A 20452-nucleotide genomic window follows, 5' to 3' on the forward strand; every position below is an offset into this window, starting at 1 on the left:
GGGAACAGCGGTTTTATTTTCTTTTATCATTCAGCTCGTCCAACTCCCCCTTCAGGGGGCTGGGGGGCTATTACCACTTCAACCTGTTCAACACGTTAATATCTATCGAATTGGTGTTGCGGTATATCATTACTATAATGGCCAGCCCAACCGCAACTTCTGCAGCGGCGAGTGCCATAATAAAAAATACAAAAACCTGCCCGGCCGCATCGCCACGGTAAACCGAGAACGCGGTAAGCAATAGGTTAACCGAATTGAGCATTAGCTCAACCGACATAAATATTACGATAGCATTACGGCGTAAAAGCACACCCATAACTCCTATTGAAAATATGATAGCGCTTAATAATATGTAATGGTTAAGCGGCACCGCTTGAATGGTATTGGCTACACTGTTCATCAGATGGTTGCTTTTGGTTCTTTAGGATCTTTGGTTGCCAATAAAACGGCGCCCACCATTGCCGATAACAGCAATACCGACGACACCTCAAACGGCAATAAAAACTCGTTAAATAAAACTTTACCCAGGTTTTTCACCAGGCCAAGGTTGGGGTTGGTAAGCACCACCGGCGGCGATGCACCTAATGATTTTAACGAAGAAACTAATGCTACCATTAATATACCTGCGCCAAATACCGCTGCAAGTTTCACCATAAATGGCTTAACCGGTTCGCTCTCTTTGTTGAGGTTGATCAGCATCAGCGTATATAAAAACAACACCAGTATAGCGCCCATGTAAACAATAAAGTTTACGATGGCCAAAAACTGGGCATTCATTAAAATATAGTGGATGGTAAAAGTAAAAAACGTGAGGATAAGGTACAGGATGCTATGCACCGGGTTCTTTGCAGAAATAACCAGTATAGAGAAAAATATAGATAAAAACGCGATGAAGTAAAATGTACTCATGTTTATATTTTACAAAATACTTTTGCCCTTGTAATAATGGGGCAAAGGTATAAAACTTCTGTTATTGATTTAAGGGTGCTTCTACTAATTTGTCTTTACCGTAAATAAAATCCTTACGCAGGTAATCCGATTGTACGATATCACCATCCAGGTATATAGCTTCTTTAGGGCAGGCTTCTTCGCAAAGGCCGCAAAAAATGCAGCGCAGCATGTTTATTTCGTAAACGGCGGCGTATTTTTCTTCGCGATACAAATGTTCTTCGCCTTTCTGGCGCTCAGCAGCAGTCATGGTGATGGCTTCTGCAGGGCAGGATAAAGCGCAAAGTCCGCAAGCGGTGCAGCGTTCTTTACCGTTCTCGTCGCGCTTAAGCGAGTGCAGGCCACGGTAGTTTTCAGAAAACTCGCGTTTTTGTTCAGGGTACTGTATAGTAACCGGTTTTTTGAAGAAGTGCCCCATGGTAATGCTCAACCCTTTTGCAATTGCAGGCAGGTAGGCTTTCTCCCAAAAATTGAGCGGCTTAACTTCTAAAACTTTCTTTTTATTACTTAACGACTCCATTTAAACTATTTTAAAAAAGTAATAACACAAGCAGTAATAACAATATTGGCTATGGCCAAAGGTATCAGCACTTTCCAGCCCAGATCCATCAGCTGATCGTAGCGGAAACGCGGGATAGTCCAGCGTACCCACATGAAGAAGAAGATGAAGAGCAATGTTTTGAAGAACATAATCGCAAAGCCAAATAATGGCCCCCAGGTTGCGCCCAAAAATTCGTTTACGACATCCATCCCGGGGTAATTGTAGCTGCCCCAATACAAGGTAACCATAACTGCCGAAGAGATAAACATGTTGATATACTCCGCGAAAAGGTAAAAGCCTAATTTCATCGACGAATACTCCGTATGGTATCCGCCAACTAACTCTGTTTCGCATTCCGGCAAATCAAATGGTGTACGGTTGGTTTCGGCAAAAGCACATATCAGGAACAAGATAAATCCTACCGGCTGGTAAATTACGTTCCAGTGCCATCCGTGTTGTTGCTGGGCAATTTCGCCAAGGCTAAGCGTACCTGTCACCAGCAATAATGCGATGATAGAAAGCCCCATCGAAATTTCGTAGCTGATATTTTGCGATGCCGCGCGGATAGCGCCTAACAACGAGTATTTGTTGTTTGATGCCCAACCACCTATCATTACGCCGTATACCCCTAAGGATACCACACCGAAAATGTAAAGGATCCCCACGTTGATATCAGTAACCTGCAAGGGTATTGTTTTACCGGCAATAACCACATTTTGCCCCCATGGAATAACAGCTGAGGCTATACAGGCGGTGAGGATAGCTAATGATGGGCCAACGATGAATAAAAACGGTGTTGCGTTGGTTGGGATGATCTCTTCTTTCAAAAACATCTTTGCACCATCGGCCAATGGTTGTAAAATACCAAATGGACCTGCACGGTTAGGGCCAACCCTATCCTGAAAAAATGCCGCTATCTTACGTTCGGCATAAGTAGAATACATAGCCACAACCAGGCTAATGCCGAAGATGATAGCTACAAGAGCGAATTTTATACCTATTTCTGCTAATTCCATTACAGGCGTGTCTCCCTTTCAAATTGTTCTTTATTCGCTTGCTGCAACACCGGGTTGGTTTTTACCACCGGTAATGGTTTAAGCGTATCGTAGTGGTTTGAGCTGATAACAGATTTGTGCGATACTTTACGCGGTCCTTCTATCACCCAGTCACTGGTTTTCTTTTTATCAAAACGGCAGGTGTTACAAATGAATTCCTCCGCTTCGCCATACTCGTCTTTACGTGCAGTAACCCGTAAAACGTCTTCGCCTTTGTACCAAAGAGTTACTTTGCCACAGCATTTAGGGTTTTCGCATTCGCGATGCGCTTCTACCGGTTTGGTGAACCATACTCGGTTTTTAAAGCGGAAGGTTTTATCAGTTAACGCGCCTACCGGGCAAACATCAATAACATTACCGCTAAAGTCGTTATCAACGGCTTTGGTGATGTAAGTAGAAATTTCTGAGTGGTCGCCGCGATTTAATATCCCGTGGATACGGTGATCGGTTATCTGGTCGGCAACAAATACACAGCGGTAGCAAAGGATGCAGCGCGTCATGTGTAGTTGTATTTTATCGCCTATGTCAATTTTCTCAAATGTACGGCGGTCAAACTCGTAGCGGGTTTTGGCAGCACCGTGTTCATAACCCAGGTCCTGCAGGTGGCATTCGCCGGCCTGGTCGCAAACAGGGCAATCAAGCGGGTGGTTTATCAATAGCATCTCTACCACACCTTTACGCGCTTCAATAACTTCCGGGGAAGAAATGTTCTTTACCTCCATACCATCCATAACGGTGGTACGGCAGCTTGCTACCAACTTTGGCATAGGGCGCGGGTCTTTTTCAGAGCCCTTACTCACCTGCACCAAACAGGTACGGCATTTACCGCCGCTGCCTTCCAGCTTAGAGTAATAGCACATAGCAGGCGGAACTATATCACCACCTATCATCCTTGCGGCGTTCAGAATGGTAGTTCCCGGCTCTACTTCAATTGTTATACTATCAATTGTTACCTTCATTTACAATTTAAAATTAAAAAGTCAAAAGTAAAAACTATGCTTTTCAAATACTTATCTATTCCAAGTTGATGATTATTGATGCGATGATCTTGGATATCTCATCTGCCTCATTCAACAACTTGTTTAACTTTTCTTTATCTTCTACTAAAACCGTATCTCTAATCAGACATACCCAGTATTTAGTTTCATTTGCAGACTTTAAAGCTATCTTATAATAGTTCTTAAAATCTTTAGTCGAACTACCCGCCTTGGCCTCAACTACGTTAGCGCGTATCGAGGTGCCACTTCTTATCAACTGATCAAAAAGTGAAAAGAAAATTCTATCATACTTTACACCGGCAATAAACAATACAAGTTCCTTTGAGAATTGGTAACACCTATGCTTGATGTTAAACGGTTTCTCGGCCACGTGCTTTTCTGCTTTTTTTAATTTTTACTTTTAAATTTTGACTTATTATGCAATAACAGCATTCAACGGATCGGCATAATGCGCTATCCCGTAATTACGTGTTGTCGCTTCGTAGGCGTTTGTTACGTGCCATTCAAATTCGTCTCTAAAGTGGCGTATGGCGCTGGCAACCGGCCAGGCCGCGGCATCACCCAGCGGACAAATTGTATTTCCTTCTATCTTTTTAGCGACATCAACCAGCAGGTCCATGTCGCTCATTTTACCGTGGCCATATTCCAGGCGGTGTAAAACTTTCTCCATCCAACCGGTACCTTCGCGGCATGGCGAACATTGTCCACAGCTTTCGTGGTGATAGAAGCGTGCAAAGTTCCAGGTATTGCGAACAATACATTGGCCTTCATCGTAAGCTATAAAGCCACCCGAACCCATCATAGTACCCGTTGCAAATCCGCCATCAGCCAATGATTCATAGCTCATCAGGCGCGCTTCGTTGTTAATGGTTTTCAGGAATAGGTTAGCTGGTAAGATTGGTACAGATGAACCACCTGCAACAACCGCTTTTAAACGTTTGCCATTGGCGATGCCTCCGCAATATTCGTCGCTGTATAAAAACTCTTCGGCAGGTAAGCCCAGGTCAATTTCGTAAACGCCAGGGTTTTTTAGGTTACCACCTGCAGAGATCAGTTTTGTACCGGTACTGCGGCCAATGCCTATCTTAGCATATTCGTCGCCACCATCATTAATGATAGGCACAACAGCCGCTATAGATTCAACATTGTTTACCACGGTAGGGCAGCCATACAAACCAGCGATAGCCGGGAATGGTGGCTTTATCCTTGGGTTACCACGTTTACCTTCCAGCGATTCTAACAAAGCGGTTTCTTCACCGCAGATGTAAGCGCCGCCGCCTGGCTGCACGTAAAGTTCCAGACTATAATCGGTACCTAAAATATTTTTACCTAAAAAGCCTTTTGCTTTTGCTTCGGCAATGGCTTTTTCCAGGATACGGATCTGAGGCATCATTTCGCCGCGAACGTAGATGTATGATGTTTTTGCACCCAACGCAAAGCTGGCTACTATCATCCCCTCAATCAATAAATGAGGGATATAGGTCATCAAAAAGCGGTCTTTAAAAGTACCGGGTTCAGATTCATCGGCGTTGCATACCAGGTAGCGTTCCACACCTTCTGGTTTAGCCAAAAAGCTCCACTTCATGCCGGTAGGGAAACCAGCACCACCACGGCCACGTAAGCCCGATTTTTTAACCTCTTCCACCACTTCTTCTGGAGTAAGTGTTTTCAGGGCTTTTTCCACAGCTGCGTACCCCCCTTTTGAGCGGTAGACATCAAAGGTATTGATGCCGGGTACGTTTATATGTTCGAGTAAAAGTTTGCGTCCCATTAGTTGTTCGCCTTTGCTTTTAAGTCCCCAATCAGTTTATCAACCGAATTGGTAGTTAGGTTCTCGTAAAAAGTATACTCGGGGCCTATTTGTAAAACCGGACCGAAGCCACATGCCGCTAAGCATTCAACGCCTCTCCAGCTAAATAAGCCATCTTCGGTAACGTCGCCTTCTTTTACACCGAGGGTTTTCTCAATGTGTTCCATAATAGGTGTTGCGCCTACAATTTCGCAAGGGCCAGTGCGGCAAACCTCCAGCATATACTTGCCTTGCGGCTTTAAAAAGTACATGGTATAAAATGATGCCACTTCGTAAACCTCTATCGATTGGATAGAAAGATACTCTGCAACGCTATCCATTGCTGGCGCGCTTACCCAGCCATATTCTGCCTGCACCAAATGCAGTATAGGCAGCAATGCCGATTTTTGTTTACCCAACGGGTAACGGCTAACCACATCAGCGAATTTGCTGATCAGTTCCGGTGAAAATGTTACCGGAGTATTGGTATCCTGTACGCTAAGCATCTAACTCTCCTGCTATTACGTTTAAACTACTCATGTTAATAATCGCATCAGACAACAACATGCCCTGGCTCATTGGCGCGTACATCTGGTAATTGATAAAGCTTGGCCTGCGGAAATGCAAGCGGTATGGCGAGCGGCCTCCATCGTTAATTAAATAAAACCCAAGTTCGCCGTTTGCACCTTCAACCGCATGGTAAACTTCGGCAGTTGGGGTTTCTACTTCGCCCATCACTATTTTAAAGTGATAGATCAAAGCTTCCATGTTATTATAAACTTCTTCCTTGGGAGGCAGGTAAAACGCCGGCACATCCGCGTGGAATATATCTGATGGTTCTTTTTCTAATTTGGTAAGCGCCTGCTCAATAATGCGCATGCTCTGCCACATTTCTTCGTTACGTACCAAAAAGCGCGCGTAAACGTCACCGTTATCGCCAACAGGGATCTCAAAATCAAAATCCTCGTAGGATGAATATGGCTCCATGGCCCTTACATCATAATCTACACCGGTAGCGCGTAGTATTGGGCCTGTCCAGCTATAGCTTAATGCAGCTTCGGCAGTAACCTCTGCTACACCACGGGTACGATCTACAAATATGCGGTTACGGTTAAAAAGGCTTTCAAACTCTTTTAACCCTACATGGAATATTTTTAAGAAGTTACGGATCTTATCGAAAGCGATCTTATTAAAATTACGTTCGAACCCGCCTATCCGGCCAATGTTAGTTGTTAAACGAGAGCCACAGATCTCTTCATAGATCTCGTACACCGCCTCGCGGTATTGCATCATGTAGGTAAAACCTGTTAATGCGCCGGTATCTACACCTAAGATGGAGTTACAAACAATATGATCGGTAATGCGGGCCAGTTCCATAATAATAACCCGCATATAATCCACACGTTTTGGCATGGTGATGCCTAACAGCTTTTCAACCGTCATGTGCCAGCCCATGTTGTTGATGGGTGAGGAACAATAGTTCAACCTGTCTGTAAGTGGTGTTATCTGGTAATATGGCCTGTGTTCGGCAATTTTTTCGAATGCGCGGTGGATGTAACCTATGGTTGATACGCCGCTAACAATACGCTCGCCATCCATCTGCAGCACGTTTTGGAAAACGCCGTGAGTGGCAGGGTGTGTTGGCCCAAGGTTTAGCGTGGAATACTCCGTTTGCGGATCGTTATCGGTATATACGGGATGGTTATGCATTATCTTCCGAAAAAGTAATCTTTTTTATCAATACGGTTTGGGTCCTCCAGCGGAAATTCCTTCCTCATCGGGAATACGGTCATGTCATCAACATTCAATATCCTCCTTAAGTCAGGGTGCCCGTCAAATATTACCCCATAAAAATCATATGTTTCTCTCTCCATCCAATTGGCGCCATCCCAAAGCGTAGTTGCTGTAGGGATATGCACATCATCGGCAGAAAGGAAAACCTTAATGCGTATACGTGTATTTGTAGTTAAGCTGTGCAGGTGGTAAATAACGCCAATTTGTTTCTCCTGTTCCGGGTAGTGAACGGCGGTAATATCGGTAAGGAAGGTAAACTTCAATTCCGAATCAGTTTTTAAATAAGAAAGTACGTCGGTTATTTTATCTCTGCTGGTTTCTACCGAAAGCAAACCGTAATCCTGGTTCAATTCGGTGATCTGACCCGGGAATTTATCCGCCAGTTTTTGTATCAGCACTTCATTAGCTATCTTACCCATTACTGTATTCCGTATTTAGCTAACAATTCCTGGTATTTCGGTTCTTCACGGCGGCGCAGGCTTTCTGTTCTAACCAGCTTTTGGATAGCCATAAAACCATCAATAATGCCTTCGGGGCGTGGCGGGCATCCTGGTACGTAAACATCCACCGGGATAATTTCATCAATACCCTGTAAAACAGAATAAGTATCAAATATACCACCGCTTGATGCACATGCGCCAACAGCCATTACCCAACGCGGTTCGGCCATTTGCAGGTAAACTTGGCGCAATACCGGGCCCATTTTTTTAGATATTGTGCCCATCACCATCAGCAAATCAGCCTGGCGTGGCGAAAAGCTTAAACGCTCGGCCCCAAACCTGCTCAGATCGTACGTAGATGCCATTGTAGCCATGAATTCGATGCCGCAGCATGATGTAGCAAACGGCAAAGGCCATAACGAATTTGCACGCGCCATACCTATCGCCTTGTCAAGAGATGTGGCAAAAAAACCCGCCCCTTCTACACCGGCTGGAGCCTCAACTATTTGAATATCACTCATGAATTTTTATCAAATAAAATAAACCCATCAGCTAAGCTGATTTTGCAAATTTAAATAAAATACGCTGTAACGAATACACTAAGAAAGAAGAGGCAATATATTTAGAATCAGTCTAAACTAATCCCAGTTCAACGCACCTTTTTTAATGATATAGATAAAGCCTGCCAATAACGTGGCCATGAAGATGAACATTTCTATCAGCCCATCTTTGCCCAGTTCGCGGAAGTTAACCGCCCATGGGTACATAAAAATCACTTCCACATCAAACAGCACAAAAAGGATAGCCACCAGGAAATATTTGATAGACATTGGAGTACGCGCGTTACCAACAACCTCTATACCCGACTCAAATGGGGTAAGCTTATCCTTAGTTGCACGTTTTGGCCCAATTTTGTGGGTAACAAACATGGTAGTAACCACAAAGCCAAGCGCCACCAGCATCTGGAATATGATTGGAAGAAAATCAACCGGTAAACTTTTTAATTCCATGCTGCAAATATACAAATGAGCAGATAATAAAAAAGCCCCTTTTTCAAGGGGCTTTGTATTTTAATTAAGGGGGAAAGGGTTATTTACCTTTTGATGCACCGCCTTTGCGTGAGAAGTATGACACTGCCTGCTTGTTAGTAGGATCAGTTTCTCTTGCCTTGGTAAAGTTTTGGGCTGCCTTGGCATCGTCTTTCTCTTTGTACTCGTAGTAAGTACCTAAGTAAGCATAAGCCGCTGCCAGAGTTTTCTTTTCAGAGTCTGTAAGTGACGGTTTGGCGCCTACTACCTGTATATACTGCTCGTAGTACGGTTTAGCCAATCCTTTTATGTTGTTCCTGTCGGCATCTTTAGAATCGGCAACATAAGCGCGGTACAAAATTACCGGGGCAACCGGGGTTGTAGCTTTTTGCGAGATGTAACTGAAGGCAGAATCAGCCTTAGTTAACAGGGTAGTATCCGGCTTATTAGCATCGAATGCAAAATAATAGCTCATACCTTCGCGCAGGTAATCGTTAAGCGTCCCTTTACGAGATTTGCTTAAGTAGGTACGGTAAGCGTCACCTGCTTTTTCATATTTCTTTTGAGCAAACAGGGATTTACCAATTTCTGAGTAAACATCTGCCTGGGTGGTATCTAAAGCATATGCTTTTTGCAATGAACCAATACCTAATGAATCCTGTGCAGAAGCAATCTGCGCACGGCCAAGATATAGGTAGTCACGTGCGATGATACGCTTAGGCTCAGCTTTGGTGATCCAGGTGTTACCAGCAGCGATGGCTGCAGGGTAATCTTTGTTCTCTGTTGATGAGTACATCAGGTAACGCTGAACTTTTAAGTTTTTAGAAGTTTTTGCTAACTCGGTTGCAACAGTTTGCAATGTTTTCCAATCACCACTGTATACCAGGAAGTCGGCATAACGCAACTGCGACTCTTCAGACATATCTGTCAACGCTAAGTATTTACGGTATTGATCCGTAGCTTCTTTAACTTTAACTGATGCCACTTTAGGGTCAGACAATGCCCAGCGTACATCTGTTTCAGCCCATTCGCGGTAAGCAGGACCGTAGTTAGGGTCGATAGCTAAAGCGGCTTTAAACTCCGTTTCAGACATTTCAAAGTTATTGGCAAATTTCCAGATCACACCGGTTGCCACTTTAGCACCCGCCAATTTCGGATCTATAGACAATGCAGCCTGGTAGTTACTCAAAGCTTCGGTGTTTTTAGATTGTGTGCGGTAAGCATCGCCCAAGGCTAACAATACATCAACATCTTTCGGGTTCAGCGCTTTTGCTTTACTTAAGATAGCAATCGCAGCTTCGGCATCGGCAGGGGCAACCCTATCATTCACAGGTGCAGCCAAATAGCCGCGGCCCACGTAAGCGTATGGTTTACTGTTTTTACCGGCCAATGAAGTTGCCTGGTTAAAGTTTGTTGTAGCGGTTGCTCTGTCTTTATCAGCAAATGCAGCAACGCCCAAACCTGCATAGTTTAACGCCGACTTAGGGTTTACAGCAATACCTTTATTAAATACGGTTTTTGCTGAATCTGTATAGTCCTGCAGAATATAAACCCATCCCAGGTAAAAGAAATTTTCATCTTTAGTGCCCTGTGTAACGGTTAAATTCTTAAGCATCGATTTAGCTTTCTGGTATTGTTCTGCATCTATTGCTTTCCTGGCATCTTCCAAACTTTGCGCAAAAACAGATGACCCAACACATACCAGTGCTAATACTAGTTTACTTATTTTACTGATCATTTTCATCTTAGTTTCGTAATTAAAATATAGTTCTTAGTGTGTTATGTTTATTTCCCTCGAAGGGATAGAATCTGGCAGCAGGCCCGATTTTAGTATTATTCTTTGTCCGCGCTCGCTGGCTAAAAATGATGCAAATCCGGCTCCTAATCCTTTTCTGCCGGTGCAATCAACTATATACAGCGATCTGCTAAGCGGATACGTATGTTGGACGAGCGTTGTCTGTGAAGGTTTAAAGTACTCTCCGGGTGCGCTCTTGTTAGCATCGTCTTTAACACCTACTATCTTCACTTTTGCAACCGCGTCCGCGTAATCTGTATCCGGGTCATTCAGCCAGGCAAAACCTGTGATGCCAATTGCATTAGGATGCTCGCTTACGTACTTTATAACTTCCTTATTTGATTTTAACGCGTAAATATTCTTCTGCGTAAAATCCTTGTTTCCTGATAACTGCTTCAAATACCTTACCAAACTTGAGTTAGGGTTATCAAAAACAATACTTTTATCAGTTTTGACAGTCCCGTTTAACATGCCAATAATTTCTTTTACCGATGTTAATGTATCGGTAGACAGCTGGTTAACAATAATTGTAACCGCGTCTACAGCAAATTTATTTACATCGGGTGCTAATGCGCGCCTCTTCAAAATACCGGTCTCCGTGGTGTCAAGTTCCCGGGATATAATGGCTACCCGTACCTTATCATTTAGCAACTGGTTCACCACTTCACTTTCGGGAAGATACTTGATCGCCGGTTTCGCGTCGGGGTAAAGTGCCCTAAAAACATATTCTTCTTCGTCAACTATCGGTGAAAATGATTCATCGGCAGCAAAAACCAAGGTCCCGGAAGTAAAGCCGTCTGTTATAACTGCTTTTTTATCCTTTTTATTTTCTTTACAGGCCTGAAAAATTAAAATTAGCGCTAAGCCCAGTAGCGGCAATGCAAATTTATTCCTCATCATCGGGGCTCTTTTTTAAATAGCGCGAAAAACGTAACACAGCATAAACTAAAATTACCGCTCCAAATATTCTGCGTTGGGTTGCCGGTAATTGTAAGGGAAACTTGTCCCAAAAAATTATCATTAAGCCCAGCACACAAAATCCCGCAAATGCAGTAACTCCTAAAATAAGCAAAAACCGCCTTTTGGGCGATTTTTGCTTTCCATTATCATCTAATAACATTAAACTTATTCTTCTGAAGCCAGGGCAAACTGTACCGGTACGCTGAACTGTACACGTACAGGGCGGCCGTTTTGAATACCCGGTTTCCATTTTGGAGAAGATTTTAGCGCACGTATTGCTTCTTCATCGCAACCGCTGCCTATGCCTCTTAACACTTTAATATCTGTTAACGATCCGTCTCTTTCCACAACGAAGGTTAAGATTACCCTACCTTGTACGTTATTTTCCCTTGCAACAGCAGGGTAACGAATAGCTTTACCTAAATATTTGTTAAACGCGTTATCATCATTTCCAAAGCTTGGTTGTTGCTCTACCGCTGTAAAAATTTGGTTAGGGTTTTCCTCAACCACTTGTTTTACATCGGAGTTACCTACGGGCTCGTCGATCCTGATATCGGCATTAGGGTCACCTTTCTGATCTTTCTGACCAGGATCGGCAACTTCCAATTCCTTTACGGTTGGCGGTTCTTTTTCACGCACCTCGTTATCGGGTTTTACTACCGGAGGTGGGAAACGCACCTGGTCAACCTTCGGTTTTGGTGGTTCCGGTGGCGGTGGTGGTGGTTTTTTGGTTTCATCAACCGGTGGAGGTGGAAGCACCACTTCTGTGATCTTCACCTTTTCATCAGCTTTTGGAATAAAGCCCTCGAGCTTATTGAGGATTGTTTTAAAGGATATAGCCAAAACAAATACAGCTACGCCAATAATAAGGGCCTTGTTGGTATGACGAGGATTTTCCTTTCTTAGTTCGTATGCTCCATAAGCTTTGTTACGGCCCGTAAAAACAACATCTATCCATTGCTGGTTTAGTATGTCTAATTTTGATCCAAACATTATCTTATAACGTTAATTTACATTTAATAATTGCCATCCCTTTTCAGCAGCTCAAGCTCTGCAGGCATGATATCAACAATTGCATAAGATTGTACACCGGTTATGTTCATCTCATCAATCACATCAACTACGTTCTTGTAGTTTGATTTATCGCTTGGTTTGATTAACACAACCATGTATTTACCGGTTGATTGTTGAATTTCTCTGCCTTTTTCGATAAGGGTTTTACGCAAGCCGTTTCTACCGTAATTATCAGTAGTTGGCTGTGATTTACCGGGCTCGCCAATAAACCATTCCACTTTGTTGTTAGCGCCTAATAACAGTGTCATGGAACGGGACGCCGCTACAGGTAACTGATCCTTAGTTTTTTCGTCCTTATCGGGCATAACTAAGTCCATTGCCTTAGGTTTTGACAGCGTAGTGGTAAGCATAAAGAAGGTGATAAGCAAGAAGGCCAAATCCACCATCGCGGTTAGATCCACGCGTGTAGAGGCTTTTTTACTGCGAACCTTGCCGCCTTTATGTTTACCCCCGCCGGAGGTATCTAATTCTGCCATCTTTTTACTTTTTGGGGTCCGATTTGATCGTAGTGATCAGCGCGAACTTGTTTATTTTCTGTTTTTGAAGAACGCCTATCAGTTTCTTGATAGTTGGATACTCTTCTTTGTTATCTCCTTTGATAGAAATACGCAGGGCACGGTTGTGTAAGCTTACATCTACGCGGCGGGCTTCACGAATCCAGTCAGACAATTCGTTATTGGCTGTTGTATCGTGCGGGATACCGGTTTGCTGAAAAGCCTTTCTGCCTTCCGCATCCAGGTCAAGATAACCTCCCAGTTGTTTTAATGGCACGCCAAATATTGGCAACCCTGAGAATTTTTCCTGCTGCGTTGGAGTGAATTTTACACCGTACTTATCGCCCATCTGGATCAGCGTTTGCTTGCGGATATCGTTACCATCTACAGAGAAGAATACTTTACCCTGGCCCACAGTTAACATTAACATGTTATCATCGGGTATAGGCTGCACTGTTGTAGAGGCCGGTATATCAACAGGAACGGGATCCTCTGTTTTTGGCTTAGCGGTTAATATAAAGAAGGTAAGCAGCAGGAAAGCTACGTCGCACATGGCGGTCATATCTATCGAGGTGCTTTTTCTTTGGACTTTTACTCTTGGCATTTTGTAAAATTAAATATTAAGTGTTACAAATTCAAATTAATTCCAAATTATATTTTGTTATAACGTGGAAACAAGCACTAATATTTTATTACTTGCTATTTTTGTGTGATGCAGCGAATGTTTGAACAATGCTGAAACCAGTTTCATCGATAGCGTAAGTAAGCTTATCTATTTTAGATGTAAACAAGTTGTACATAACAATTGAAATAGCTGAAGTACCGATACCTAATGCAGTATTGATAAGAGCCTCAGAGATTGAGTTAGAAAGCGCTGATTGGTTTGGAGCACCAGAAGCTGCTAACGCACCGAAGGCCTTGATCATACCGATTACCGTACCTAACAGACCGGTTAATGTACCGATTGATACCAAAGTAGCGATGATAGTAAGGTTTTGCTCTAACATAGGCATTTCTAAAGCTGTTGCTTCTTCGATGTCCTTTTGGATAGCTAAAGTTTTTTGATCAACATCAAGGTTTGGTTCTGCTTCCATTTCGCGGTATTTTTTCAAACCAGATTTGATAACGTTTGCTACCGAACCTTTTTGTTTGTCGCACTCTGCACTTGCAGCATCGATGTTACCGGCGTTAAGGAAAGATTGGATCTTTTTAACGAAAACATCTACGTTACCTGTACCAGATGCTTTACCAATAACGATAGCCCTCTCGATAGAGAAAACAATAACCATTAATAAATACGACATGATGATAGGTACGATAACACCACCTTTGTGGATGATACCGAAGTAATCGCCAGGGTTAACATCATTTTCAGGATCGCCGCCTTTGTAGTGGCTGCCATCACCTAAAATAAACATGTATATTAACACAGCGACCGCTATACAAATCGGGATGGTCAAAGTTGCAAATGCGCCCGATGCACTTGAGCTTTCATTCTTAACAGGGGTAGTTGGTTTTGTTGGTGCGTTTGCCATTACTTTTTAATTTTTAGTTTTCGTTTTGTTTATAATATAAGTTAATAAAAATGTGTGCGTATTAAGCGAATAACAAAAATAGAATTTAAATGAATTAAAAAAACTTTTTATGTAATTCTTTATAATAATTTAATATAGCCCGCTTAGCGGTTTTGTAAAATGGTAATACATAACGTTATTAAGCGCAAAAATTGTGTTTTTGCCAAATAATATTTTACAATAAAACCCATTTTTTTTAATAATAGCAAGCGTTGACCGATAAAAAGTATGTAACTAAGCTGATATATTAGTGTCTAAAGTACAATTACCGCTATTCGCCGTTCACCAAATGTGTCCACTTAACACATTGAATTGATGTTAATTAGTGTACGGCTTACATTAACAATTAAGATAGCCGGGTTGTTTGCATCTAAATCACATTCATTTTCAATGTATTGCTATTAACAAATAAAATGCATTGCCGCATTAACACCAACCCGCAAGATGTACAAGTTGGTACAAGTTGAAACAAGCTCCGTTTTTTGAAGATAAAGAAGGGAATGGTCGTTCAGGCAAGCCCCACAGTAGTCGGAGGCTTTAATATCATATATAAAAGGTGTAGAAGAGGAATCAACTATCCCCCGGCTTTTTTGGCTTTATAGCCGTCGGTTTGTAACAAGGTGAGCACCTTATCCCTAAAATCGCCCTGTATCAATACTTCAGCATCTTTAACAGAGCCCCCCACGCCGCATTTGGTTTTTAGCTTTTTGCCTATTGCTTCCAGGTCGGCATCGGTACCTATAAAACCGGTTATACGGGTAATTAACTTATTGCCCTTTATCCGGTCGAGAAAAATCTTGAGGTTTTGTTGTTGCGGAGGCAGTGTTTCCTGCATATCGCTCCCCTCTTCCTGGTATTTAAAATCAGGGTCGGTGGAGTACATAATCCCTGTAAAGTTTTTCTTTGCCATCAATGATCAGTCTTTATAGTTATCGCCAACAATAATTTTTAAAGCACCCGGTATCACATCAACAACCAACTCGAGGTCGGCATCCCTGGGTTCGCCATCTAAATGGATAGGGCCCGGCTGGCTGCGTGTAATAGTAATGTGCTTACCTTTTATTATCTCAACAAACTTCGAGCTATCGGCAGTTTTGGTGAACATCCGTATGCCCATCTCCGGGAAACGGTATAAAGGGAATGGTTTTATAACACAAACATCCAGCAAACCATCCTGTACAGATGCCGTGGGCGATACGTGGGCGTTATTACCATACTGCGATGAGTTGGCCATGCTCAGCATAAAGGCTTCGCGTTCGTATTGCACACCATCTATATTTAACTGATAGGTTTGCGCTTTGTAATTGGCAACTTCCTGCAATGATGATTTTAAATAGCTTATAAACCCCCGCTTTTTACTGCCTTGTGCAAATACATGGCTAATGTGCGCATCAAAGCCCATCCCGGCCATGTTAAAAAACCATTTGCCGTTCATTTTACCGGCATCAATAGTAACAACCCGGCCGGCGTTGATCCCTTTAATAGCACCTTCGGCATCCATCGGCACACTTAAAAACCGCGATAACCCATTACCCGAACCATACGGTATTACACCTAATATAGTATCTGTCCCGGCAATAGCCGAAGCTACCTCGTTAACCGTACCATCACCGCCAACAGCCACAATGATATCATAGTTAACGGCCTGTTCGCGGGCAACATCGCGTGCATGTTTTACCCCAGTGCTAAAAACAGTTTCGTAATCAAATAAAGAGTGATCGAGGTACTTCTTTATAAGCTCCGGCACACCATCTTTCTTCTTCCCTCCCGACACCGGGTTTATTATAAATAAAGCTTTCCTTTTCAACTATATAGGTTTACAAGCGGCAAAAGTAAATGTATTTTCGGCTTTGTGAAAAATTGTTTTATTTTTGCCACGCGAAAGTGGACTGATTTGATCGTACCGGCCTGCCCGATACTTATTGCAACCACGTAAAAAAGTGCTAATTCCTGCTTCTCTTTTTACAAGTTTCAAATAAATCCATACTTTCGGTTTTAACGTTTATTTCAAAAAAAATATGCCATATTTATTTACATCAGAATCCGTATCAGAAGGGCACCCAGACAAAGTTGCCGATCAGATATCCGACGCGTTAATTGATAACTTTTTAGCTTTTGACCCGGATTCGAAGGTTGCCTGCGAAACTTTGGTAACAACCGGACAGGTAATTTTAGCCGGCGAGGTTAAATCAAAAGCCTATCTTGATGTACAAAAAATTGCCCGCGAGGTGATCAACAAAATTGGTTACACTAAAGGCGAATATATGTTTGATGGCAGTTCTTGCGGTGTACTTTCGGCTATCCACGAGCAATCGCCTGATATTAACCAGGGCGTTGAGCGTAAAGCGCCGGAAGAGCAAGGCGCAGGCGACCAGGGTATGATGTTTGGTTACGCTACTGCCGAAACTGATAACTATATGCCATTAGCTTTGGATATTGCACACGCTTTATTAATAGAGCTTGCCGCAATCCGCCGCGAAAACAGCGAGATCAAATACCTGCGCCCGGATGCAAAATCGCAGGTTACCTTGGAGTACGATGACGACAATACTCCACAACGTATTGATGCGATTGTAATATCTACCCAGCACGATGATTTTGACGAAGAAACAGCGATGCTGAAAAAGATCAGCGATGATATCATCAGCATCCTTATCCCACGCGTAAAAGCAAAATACCCTAAATACGCCCACTTCTTTAACAACGAGATCAAGTATCACATTAACCCAACCGGTAAATTTGTTATCGGTGGCCCGCATGGTGATACAGGCTTAACAGGCCGCAAGATCATTGTAGATACTTATGGTGGTAAAGGCGCACACGGTGGTGGTGCATTCAGCGGTAAAGACCCATCAAAGGTTGACCGTTCTGCTGCGTATGCTACCCGCCACATTGCTAAAAACCTGGTTGCTGCCGGTGTTTGTACCGAGGTATTGGTACAGGTATCTTACGCGATAGGTGTTGCACAGCCAATGGGTATTTACGTAAACACTTACGGTACCGCAAAAGTTGGTTTAAACGATGGCGAGATAGCTAAAAAGGTAGAAGCCATTTTTAACATGACGCCTTACGCTATAGAAACCCGCTTTAAACTGCGTAACCCTATTTATAGCGAAACTGCAGCCTACGGTCACTTTGGTAAACCGAGCATCACGGTCACCAAAACCTTCAATGCGCACGATGGCAGCAAGCTGGAGCGCGAAGTGGAACTGTTTACCTGGGAAAAATTAGACTATGTAGACAAAGTAAAAGCTGAATTCGGATTATAATTCCCCTAATAAATTAAAATCAATGAAAAGCGGCTGATACTTCGGCCGCTTTTTTTGTACCCCATTGTTACACAATAAATATTGCGTTTGATATGAGAACTCAAAAAACGATACCGCCGCTTTTAGTGGCCTTCGCTTTCTTCAACATATATATTGTGTGGGGGTCCACCTATCTGGCGGTGATTTTTGGGTTAAAAAGCTTCCCACCATTTATACTGGTAGGAACCCGCTATCTGGTAGCAGGGCTGCTGATGCTTGCCTGGTGTAAGCTAAAAGGCGAAGCCCTGCCCGAAAAGAAATTCCTTTGGCGCCATGCGCTAAGCGGCACGCTAATGCTGGTTGGCGGCACCGGCATGATAGCCTGGGCGGAACAGTACATCAGTTCGGGGCAGGCAGCCATACTGGTAGCAACCGAACCCCTGATGTTCCTGTTGATAGACCGTGCGCGCTGGCCCGAATACTTTTCCAATAAATTCATCGTTGCAGGGCTCATTATAGGCTTTACCGGCATCTTTTTATTTTTAAAATTAGGCGTGCCGCCTGCGCATCAGTCTCCAATGGCAACTATTGCCAGCGTGGTAATACTATTCAGTGCCCTGCTCTGGGTGTTTGGTTCGCTTATTATAAAAGGCAGCCAGGGCAAAAGCTCCACCGTGATGAATGCCAGTGTGCAACTGCTGGCCGCCGGTATTGCCGCAACCATTATTGCTTTTTGCAAAAGCGAGCAGGTTGGCTTTTCCTTTAGCGCGGTGACTTTTGAAGCATGGGCGGGGCTAATATTTTTGATTGTGATGGGTTCGCTCGTCGCCTACCTCTCTTTTGTGTGGCTGCTTACCATAAAGCCACCTGCAATTATCAGCACACATACTTATGTAAACCCGGTTGTAGCGGTGTTTTTGGGTTGGCTATTTATTCGCGAAGAGGTAAATATGGCACAGCTTTTAAGTTTGGTGGTGATATTAGCCGGAATCCTACTGGTAAATGTACCCGGATACCTAAAAAGGACCAGCAAAACCGAAAACGCCGAGACTGTATAAATTTATAAATCGGCAGAAATAAATAGGCCCATACCGTTATCTTTATGGCAATGGAACACCCAACCGAAAACCCCTGGAAAACCGTTTCCCACGAAAATGTTTATGATAACCCCTGGATAAATGTTACCGAGTACCAGGTGATCAACCCATCGGGCAACCCGGGGATCTATGGCAAAATACATTTTAAGAATGTAGCCATCGGCGTTATCCCGCTGGATGCAAATATGAATACTTATTTGGTTGGGCAATATCGTTTTGTATTGAACCAATATTGCTGGGAGATACCCGAAGGTGGTGGCCCCGAAGGCAGCGACCCGCTGGAATCTGCCAAGCGCGAGCTTCTGGAGGAAACGGGACTAAAAGCAACCGAATGGACCGAGATATTACAGATGCACCTCTCCAATTCGGTAAGTGATGAACTGAGCATTATATACCTTGCCCGCGGTTTGGATCAGCACGAAGCCGAGCCCGAAGACACCGAAGAACTATTGGTAAATAAAATACCTTTTGAAGAGGTTTACCGGATGGTTAATGCGGGCGAAATAACCGATTCGGTAACCGTAGCGGCCGTGCTTAAGGTAAAGCTGATGCAATTGGAGAACAGATTATAAGCCAAACATTTAGCATTTTCTTAAAAAAATATAACTTTGCGGCGTTAATGAAAAAGTTTTTAGGCTATATCCTGTCGCCCTTTGCTATTGTTGCATTTTTGCTCCTGCTTTGCATCTTCCATCCCATACAATGGGTCTGCTATAATTGGTTTGGCTACGCGGCCCACAAAAAAAGCGTAGATATTCTCAATTTTTGGCTGGTAAGCACCTTCTATATTGTAGGCAATGTGGTAACGTTTACCAACAAGCAAAATTTGCCGATTGGGCGCCCAATGATATTCATCGCCAATCATCAAAGTACATTTGATATCCCGCCGATGATCTACTTCCTGCGGAAATATCACGCAAAATTTATCTCTAAGGTGGAGTTAACAAAAGGCATCCCTTCCATATCCTACAACCTAAAAATAGGCGGCGGCGCCAATATCGACCGCAAAGACGCGCGGCAATCCATTACCGAATTGGTGAAATTTGGTATCCGCATGAAAGAGAATAAATGGTCGGCCATGATATTCCCCGAAGGGACACGCTCAAAGGATGGGAAGGTGAAACCCTTCCAATCTGCCGGCGTGGCGGCCCTGCTAAAAAAATGCCCCGAAGCATTGTTAGTCCCCGTTGCCATAAAAAACTCCTGGAAGATGATCCGTTACGGATTGTATCCGCTAAACACATTTACCCCTATGAGCTGGGAAATTCTGGAACCTATCGAACCCGGCAAAACCCCGGTTGATGAATTGGTAAAAGAAATTGAGGATAGGATAAGGGTGGTAGTAGAGTAATTCAACCGTTAAGTTGGGTGTTCCACTTTTAAAAGTGGAACACTTATTTTTAAAACACTATTAACTATCAGCACTTTACAGTTTTTTGTGAAACACTTTGGAACACCCCTGTACTTGATATAATTTCTATAACAAGCTATATTACAGCCCGTTATTCAAAAGAGCATCTTGTCCACAGTTTTAAACGGGTGAAACACTTCTTTTTACCTTTTAAGCGTTCCCGCGAGCGTGGACGCTCGGGATGGATAGTAGTGAGTGGTTAAATT

At 43.3% G+C, this 20452-nt stretch carries 24 protein-coding genes; 4 read left to right on the top strand and 20 right to left on the bottom strand.

Translation table 11 applies throughout. From position 1 onward, the window contains the following. Nucleotides 1–70 precede the first annotated feature (70 nt). From nuoK to ABIX36_RS09540, 20 genes are all read right to left on the bottom strand, one after another. Complete coding sequence (gene nuoK, locus ABIX36_RS09445; RefSeq protein WP_191188411.1) at nucleotides 71–400, bottom strand: NADH-quinone oxidoreductase subunit NuoK; 330 nt, start codon at nucleotides 398–400, stop codon at nucleotides 71–73. Further along, nucleotides 400–909, bottom strand: coding sequence for an NADH-quinone oxidoreductase subunit J (locus ABIX36_RS09450; protein WP_348081919.1), 510 nt, complete (start codon nucleotides 907–909; stop codon nucleotides 400–402). Before ABIX36_RS09450 ends, nuoK begins: the two co-directional genes overlap by 1 nt. Before the next feature lie 61 nt (nucleotides 910–970). Beyond that, nucleotides 971–1468 (bottom strand): NADH-quinone oxidoreductase subunit I, encoded by a 498-nt coding sequence (locus ABIX36_RS09455; protein WP_348081920.1) that lies wholly within the window; start codon nucleotides 1466–1468, stop codon nucleotides 971–973. A gap of 5 nt (nucleotides 1469–1473) precedes the next feature. Further along, nucleotides 1474–2505, bottom strand: coding sequence for an NADH-quinone oxidoreductase subunit NuoH (gene nuoH / locus ABIX36_RS09460; RefSeq protein WP_348081921.1), 1032 nt, complete (start codon nucleotides 2503–2505; stop codon nucleotides 1474–1476). Beyond that, a complete protein-coding gene (locus ABIX36_RS09465; RefSeq protein ID WP_348081922.1) occupies nucleotides 2505–3503 on the bottom strand; it encodes a 2Fe-2S iron-sulfur cluster-binding protein in 999 nt (332 codons plus the stop codon). The genes nuoH and ABIX36_RS09465 overlap by 1 nt, the downstream gene beginning before the upstream one ends. Nucleotides 3504–3558: 55 nt before the next feature. Beyond that, the gene (locus ABIX36_RS09470) at nucleotides 3559–3912 is read right to left on the bottom strand and encodes a four helix bundle protein (RefSeq protein WP_348081923.1); all 354 of its coding nucleotides are present in this window, start codon (nucleotides 3910–3912) and stop codon (nucleotides 3559–3561) included. Nucleotides 3913–3957: 45 nt separating this feature from the next. Next, a complete protein-coding gene (nuoF, locus tag ABIX36_RS09475) occupies nucleotides 3958–5313 on the bottom strand; it encodes an NADH-quinone oxidoreductase subunit NuoF (RefSeq protein WP_348081924.1) in 1356 nt (451 codons plus the stop codon). Continuing rightward, complete coding sequence (locus ABIX36_RS09480) at nucleotides 5313–5837, bottom strand: NAD(P)H-dependent oxidoreductase subunit E (protein WP_348081925.1); 525 nt, start codon at nucleotides 5835–5837, stop codon at nucleotides 5313–5315. The genes nuoF and ABIX36_RS09480 overlap by 1 nt, the downstream gene beginning before the upstream one ends. Then, a complete protein-coding gene (locus ABIX36_RS09485) occupies nucleotides 5830–7041 on the bottom strand; it encodes an NADH-quinone oxidoreductase subunit D (RefSeq protein WP_208394727.1) in 1212 nt (403 codons plus the stop codon). Before ABIX36_RS09485 ends, ABIX36_RS09480 begins: the two co-directional genes overlap by 8 nt. Beyond that, nucleotides 7041–7544 carry an NADH-quinone oxidoreductase subunit C gene (locus tag ABIX36_RS09490; protein ID WP_348081926.1) on the bottom strand — a complete coding sequence of 168 codons (504 nt, stop codon included), beginning with the start codon at nucleotides 7542–7544 and terminating at the stop codon, nucleotides 7041–7043. The genes ABIX36_RS09485 and ABIX36_RS09490 overlap by 1 nt, the downstream gene beginning before the upstream one ends. Next, nucleotides 7544–8086, bottom strand: coding sequence for an NADH-quinone oxidoreductase subunit B (locus tag ABIX36_RS09495; protein WP_348081927.1), 543 nt, complete (start codon nucleotides 8084–8086; stop codon nucleotides 7544–7546). The genes ABIX36_RS09490 and ABIX36_RS09495 overlap by 1 nt, the downstream gene beginning before the upstream one ends. A gap of 117 nt (nucleotides 8087–8203) precedes the next feature. Continuing rightward, the gene (locus tag ABIX36_RS09500) at nucleotides 8204–8575 is read right to left on the bottom strand and encodes an NADH-quinone oxidoreductase subunit A (protein ID WP_128534158.1); all 372 of its coding nucleotides are present in this window, start codon (nucleotides 8573–8575) and stop codon (nucleotides 8204–8206) included. A 79-nt stretch (nucleotides 8576–8654) separates the two neighbouring features. Continuing rightward, nucleotides 8655–10337: a hypothetical protein gene (locus ABIX36_RS09505; RefSeq protein WP_348081928.1), complete on the bottom strand. Its 1683-nt coding sequence runs from the start codon at nucleotides 10335–10337 to the stop codon at nucleotides 8655–8657. Nucleotides 10338–10364: 27 nt separating this feature from the next. After that, on the bottom strand, nucleotides 10365–11288 hold the full coding sequence (locus ABIX36_RS09510) for a substrate-binding domain-containing protein (protein ID WP_348081929.1): 924 nt from the start codon (nucleotides 11286–11288) through the stop codon (nucleotides 10365–10367). Between the two features lie 225 nt (nucleotides 11289–11513). Then, nucleotides 11514–12341, bottom strand: a complete 828-nt coding sequence (locus ABIX36_RS09515; protein WP_348081930.1) for a TonB family protein — start codon at nucleotides 12339–12341, stop codon at nucleotides 11514–11516. A 23-nt stretch (nucleotides 12342–12364) separates the two neighbouring features. Then, a complete protein-coding gene (locus ABIX36_RS09520) occupies nucleotides 12365–12898 on the bottom strand; it encodes a biopolymer transporter ExbD (protein ID WP_348081931.1) in 534 nt (177 codons plus the stop codon). 4 nt (nucleotides 12899–12902) lie between these two features. After that, nucleotides 12903–13520, bottom strand: coding sequence for a biopolymer transporter ExbD (locus ABIX36_RS09525; RefSeq protein ID WP_348081932.1), 618 nt, complete (start codon nucleotides 13518–13520; stop codon nucleotides 12903–12905). A gap of 88 nt (nucleotides 13521–13608) precedes the next feature. Beyond that, nucleotides 13609–14451 (bottom strand): MotA/TolQ/ExbB proton channel family protein, encoded by an 843-nt coding sequence (locus ABIX36_RS09530; protein ID WP_348081933.1) that lies wholly within the window; start codon nucleotides 14449–14451, stop codon nucleotides 13609–13611. Between the two features lie 613 nt (nucleotides 14452–15064). Then, a complete protein-coding gene (locus tag ABIX36_RS09535; protein ID WP_348081934.1) occupies nucleotides 15065–15400 on the bottom strand; it encodes a translation initiation factor in 336 nt (111 codons plus the stop codon). 6 nt (nucleotides 15401–15406) lie between these two features. Further along, on the bottom strand, nucleotides 15407–16297 hold the full coding sequence (locus tag ABIX36_RS09540; RefSeq protein ID WP_348081935.1) for a diacylglycerol kinase family protein: 891 nt from the start codon (nucleotides 16295–16297) through the stop codon (nucleotides 15407–15409). 211 nt (nucleotides 16298–16508) lie between these two features. Between ABIX36_RS09540 and metK the strand changes: the two genes are divergently transcribed. The 4 genes from metK to ABIX36_RS09560 all read left to right on the top strand — a co-directional run bounded on the left by metK (nucleotide 16509) and on the right by ABIX36_RS09560 (nucleotide 20186). Then, entirely contained in the window at nucleotides 16509–17759 is a 1251-nt protein-coding gene (metK, locus tag ABIX36_RS09545) for a methionine adenosyltransferase (RefSeq protein WP_348081936.1), read from the top strand. Between the two features lie 92 nt (nucleotides 17760–17851). Continuing rightward, on the top strand, nucleotides 17852–18796 hold the full coding sequence (locus tag ABIX36_RS09550) for an EamA family transporter (protein WP_348081937.1): 945 nt from the start codon (nucleotides 17852–17854) through the stop codon (nucleotides 18794–18796). 50 nt (nucleotides 18797–18846) lie between these two features. Next, a complete protein-coding gene (locus ABIX36_RS09555; RefSeq protein WP_348081938.1) occupies nucleotides 18847–19407 on the top strand; it encodes an NUDIX hydrolase in 561 nt (186 codons plus the stop codon). A 47-nt stretch (nucleotides 19408–19454) separates the two neighbouring features. Beyond that, the gene (locus tag ABIX36_RS09560) at nucleotides 19455–20186 is read left to right on the top strand and encodes a lysophospholipid acyltransferase family protein (RefSeq protein ID WP_348081939.1); all 732 of its coding nucleotides are present in this window, start codon (nucleotides 19455–19457) and stop codon (nucleotides 20184–20186) included. Nucleotides 20187–20452: the final 266 nt, after the last annotated feature.

It is taken from the genome of Mucilaginibacter sp., assembly GCF_039925265.1.
Classification (GTDB): domain Bacteria; phylum Bacteroidota; class Bacteroidia; order Sphingobacteriales; family Sphingobacteriaceae; genus Mucilaginibacter.

What these genes read in the sequence shown, in the direction of transcription:
- ABIX36_RS09510 (WP_348081929.1), bottom strand. Translation starts at nt 11,288, where the DNA reads ATGATGAGGAATAAATTTGCATTGCCGCTACTGGGCTTAGCGCTAATT.
- ABIX36_RS09495 (WP_348081927.1), bottom strand. Translation starts at nt 8,086, where the DNA reads ATGAGTGATATTCAAATAGTTGAGGCTCCAGCCGGTGTAGAAGGGGCG.
- ABIX36_RS09525 (WP_348081932.1), bottom strand. Translation starts at nt 13,520, where the DNA reads ATGCCAAGAGTAAAAGTCCAAAGAAAAAGCACCTCGATAGATATGACC.
- ABIX36_RS09535 (WP_348081934.1), bottom strand. Translation starts at nt 15,400, where the DNA reads ATGGCAAAGAAAAACTTTACAGGGATTATGTACTCCACCGACCCTGAT.
- ABIX36_RS09560 (WP_348081939.1), top strand. Translation starts at nt 19,455, where the DNA reads ATGAAAAAGTTTTTAGGCTATATCCTGTCGCCCTTTGCTATTGTTGCA.
- ABIX36_RS09555 (WP_348081938.1), top strand. Translation starts at nt 18,847, where the DNA reads ATGGAACACCCAACCGAAAACCCCTGGAAAACCGTTTCCCACGAAAAT.
- nuoF (WP_348081924.1), bottom strand. Translation starts at nt 5,313, where the DNA reads ATGGGACGCAAACTTTTACTCGAACATATAAACGTACCCGGCATCAAT.
- ABIX36_RS09515 (WP_348081930.1), bottom strand. Translation starts at nt 12,341, where the DNA reads ATGTTTGGATCAAAATTAGACATACTAAACCAGCAATGGATAGATGTT.
- ABIX36_RS09450 (WP_348081919.1), bottom strand. Translation starts at nt 909, where the DNA reads ATGAGTACATTTTACTTCATCGCGTTTTTATCTATATTTTTCTCTATA.
- ABIX36_RS09485 (WP_208394727.1), bottom strand. Translation starts at nt 7,041, where the DNA reads ATGCATAACCATCCCGTATATACCGATAACGATCCGCAAACGGAGTAT.
- ABIX36_RS09500 (WP_128534158.1), bottom strand. Translation starts at nt 8,575, where the DNA reads ATGGAATTAAAAAGTTTACCGGTTGATTTTCTTCCAATCATATTCCAG.
- metK (WP_348081936.1), top strand. Translation starts at nt 16,509, where the DNA reads ATGCCATATTTATTTACATCAGAATCCGTATCAGAAGGGCACCCAGAC.
- ABIX36_RS09465 (WP_348081922.1), bottom strand. Translation starts at nt 3,503, where the DNA reads ATGAAGGTAACAATTGATAGTATAACAATTGAAGTAGAGCCGGGAACT.
- ABIX36_RS09480 (WP_348081925.1), bottom strand. Translation starts at nt 5,837, where the DNA reads ATGCTTAGCGTACAGGATACCAATACTCCGGTAACATTTTCACCGGAA.
- ABIX36_RS09455 (WP_348081920.1), bottom strand. Translation starts at nt 1,468, where the DNA reads ATGGAGTCGTTAAGTAATAAAAAGAAAGTTTTAGAAGTTAAGCCGCTC.
- ABIX36_RS09530 (WP_348081933.1), bottom strand. Translation starts at nt 14,451, where the DNA reads ATGGCAAACGCACCAACAAAACCAACTACCCCTGTTAAGAATGAAAGC.
- ABIX36_RS09505 (WP_348081928.1), bottom strand. Translation starts at nt 10,337, where the DNA reads ATGAAAATGATCAGTAAAATAAGTAAACTAGTATTAGCACTGGTATGT.
- nuoK (WP_191188411.1), bottom strand. Translation starts at nt 400, where the DNA reads ATGAACAGTGTAGCCAATACCATTCAAGCGGTGCCGCTTAACCATTAC.
- nuoH (WP_348081921.1), bottom strand. Translation starts at nt 2,505, where the DNA reads ATGGAATTAGCAGAAATAGGTATAAAATTCGCTCTTGTAGCTATCATC.
- ABIX36_RS09490 (WP_348081926.1), bottom strand. Translation starts at nt 7,544, where the DNA reads ATGGGTAAGATAGCTAATGAAGTGCTGATACAAAAACTGGCGGATAAA.
- ABIX36_RS09520 (WP_348081931.1), bottom strand. Translation starts at nt 12,898, where the DNA reads ATGGCAGAATTAGATACCTCCGGCGGGGGTAAACATAAAGGCGGCAAG.
- ABIX36_RS09550 (WP_348081937.1), top strand. Translation starts at nt 17,852, where the DNA reads ATGAGAACTCAAAAAACGATACCGCCGCTTTTAGTGGCCTTCGCTTTC.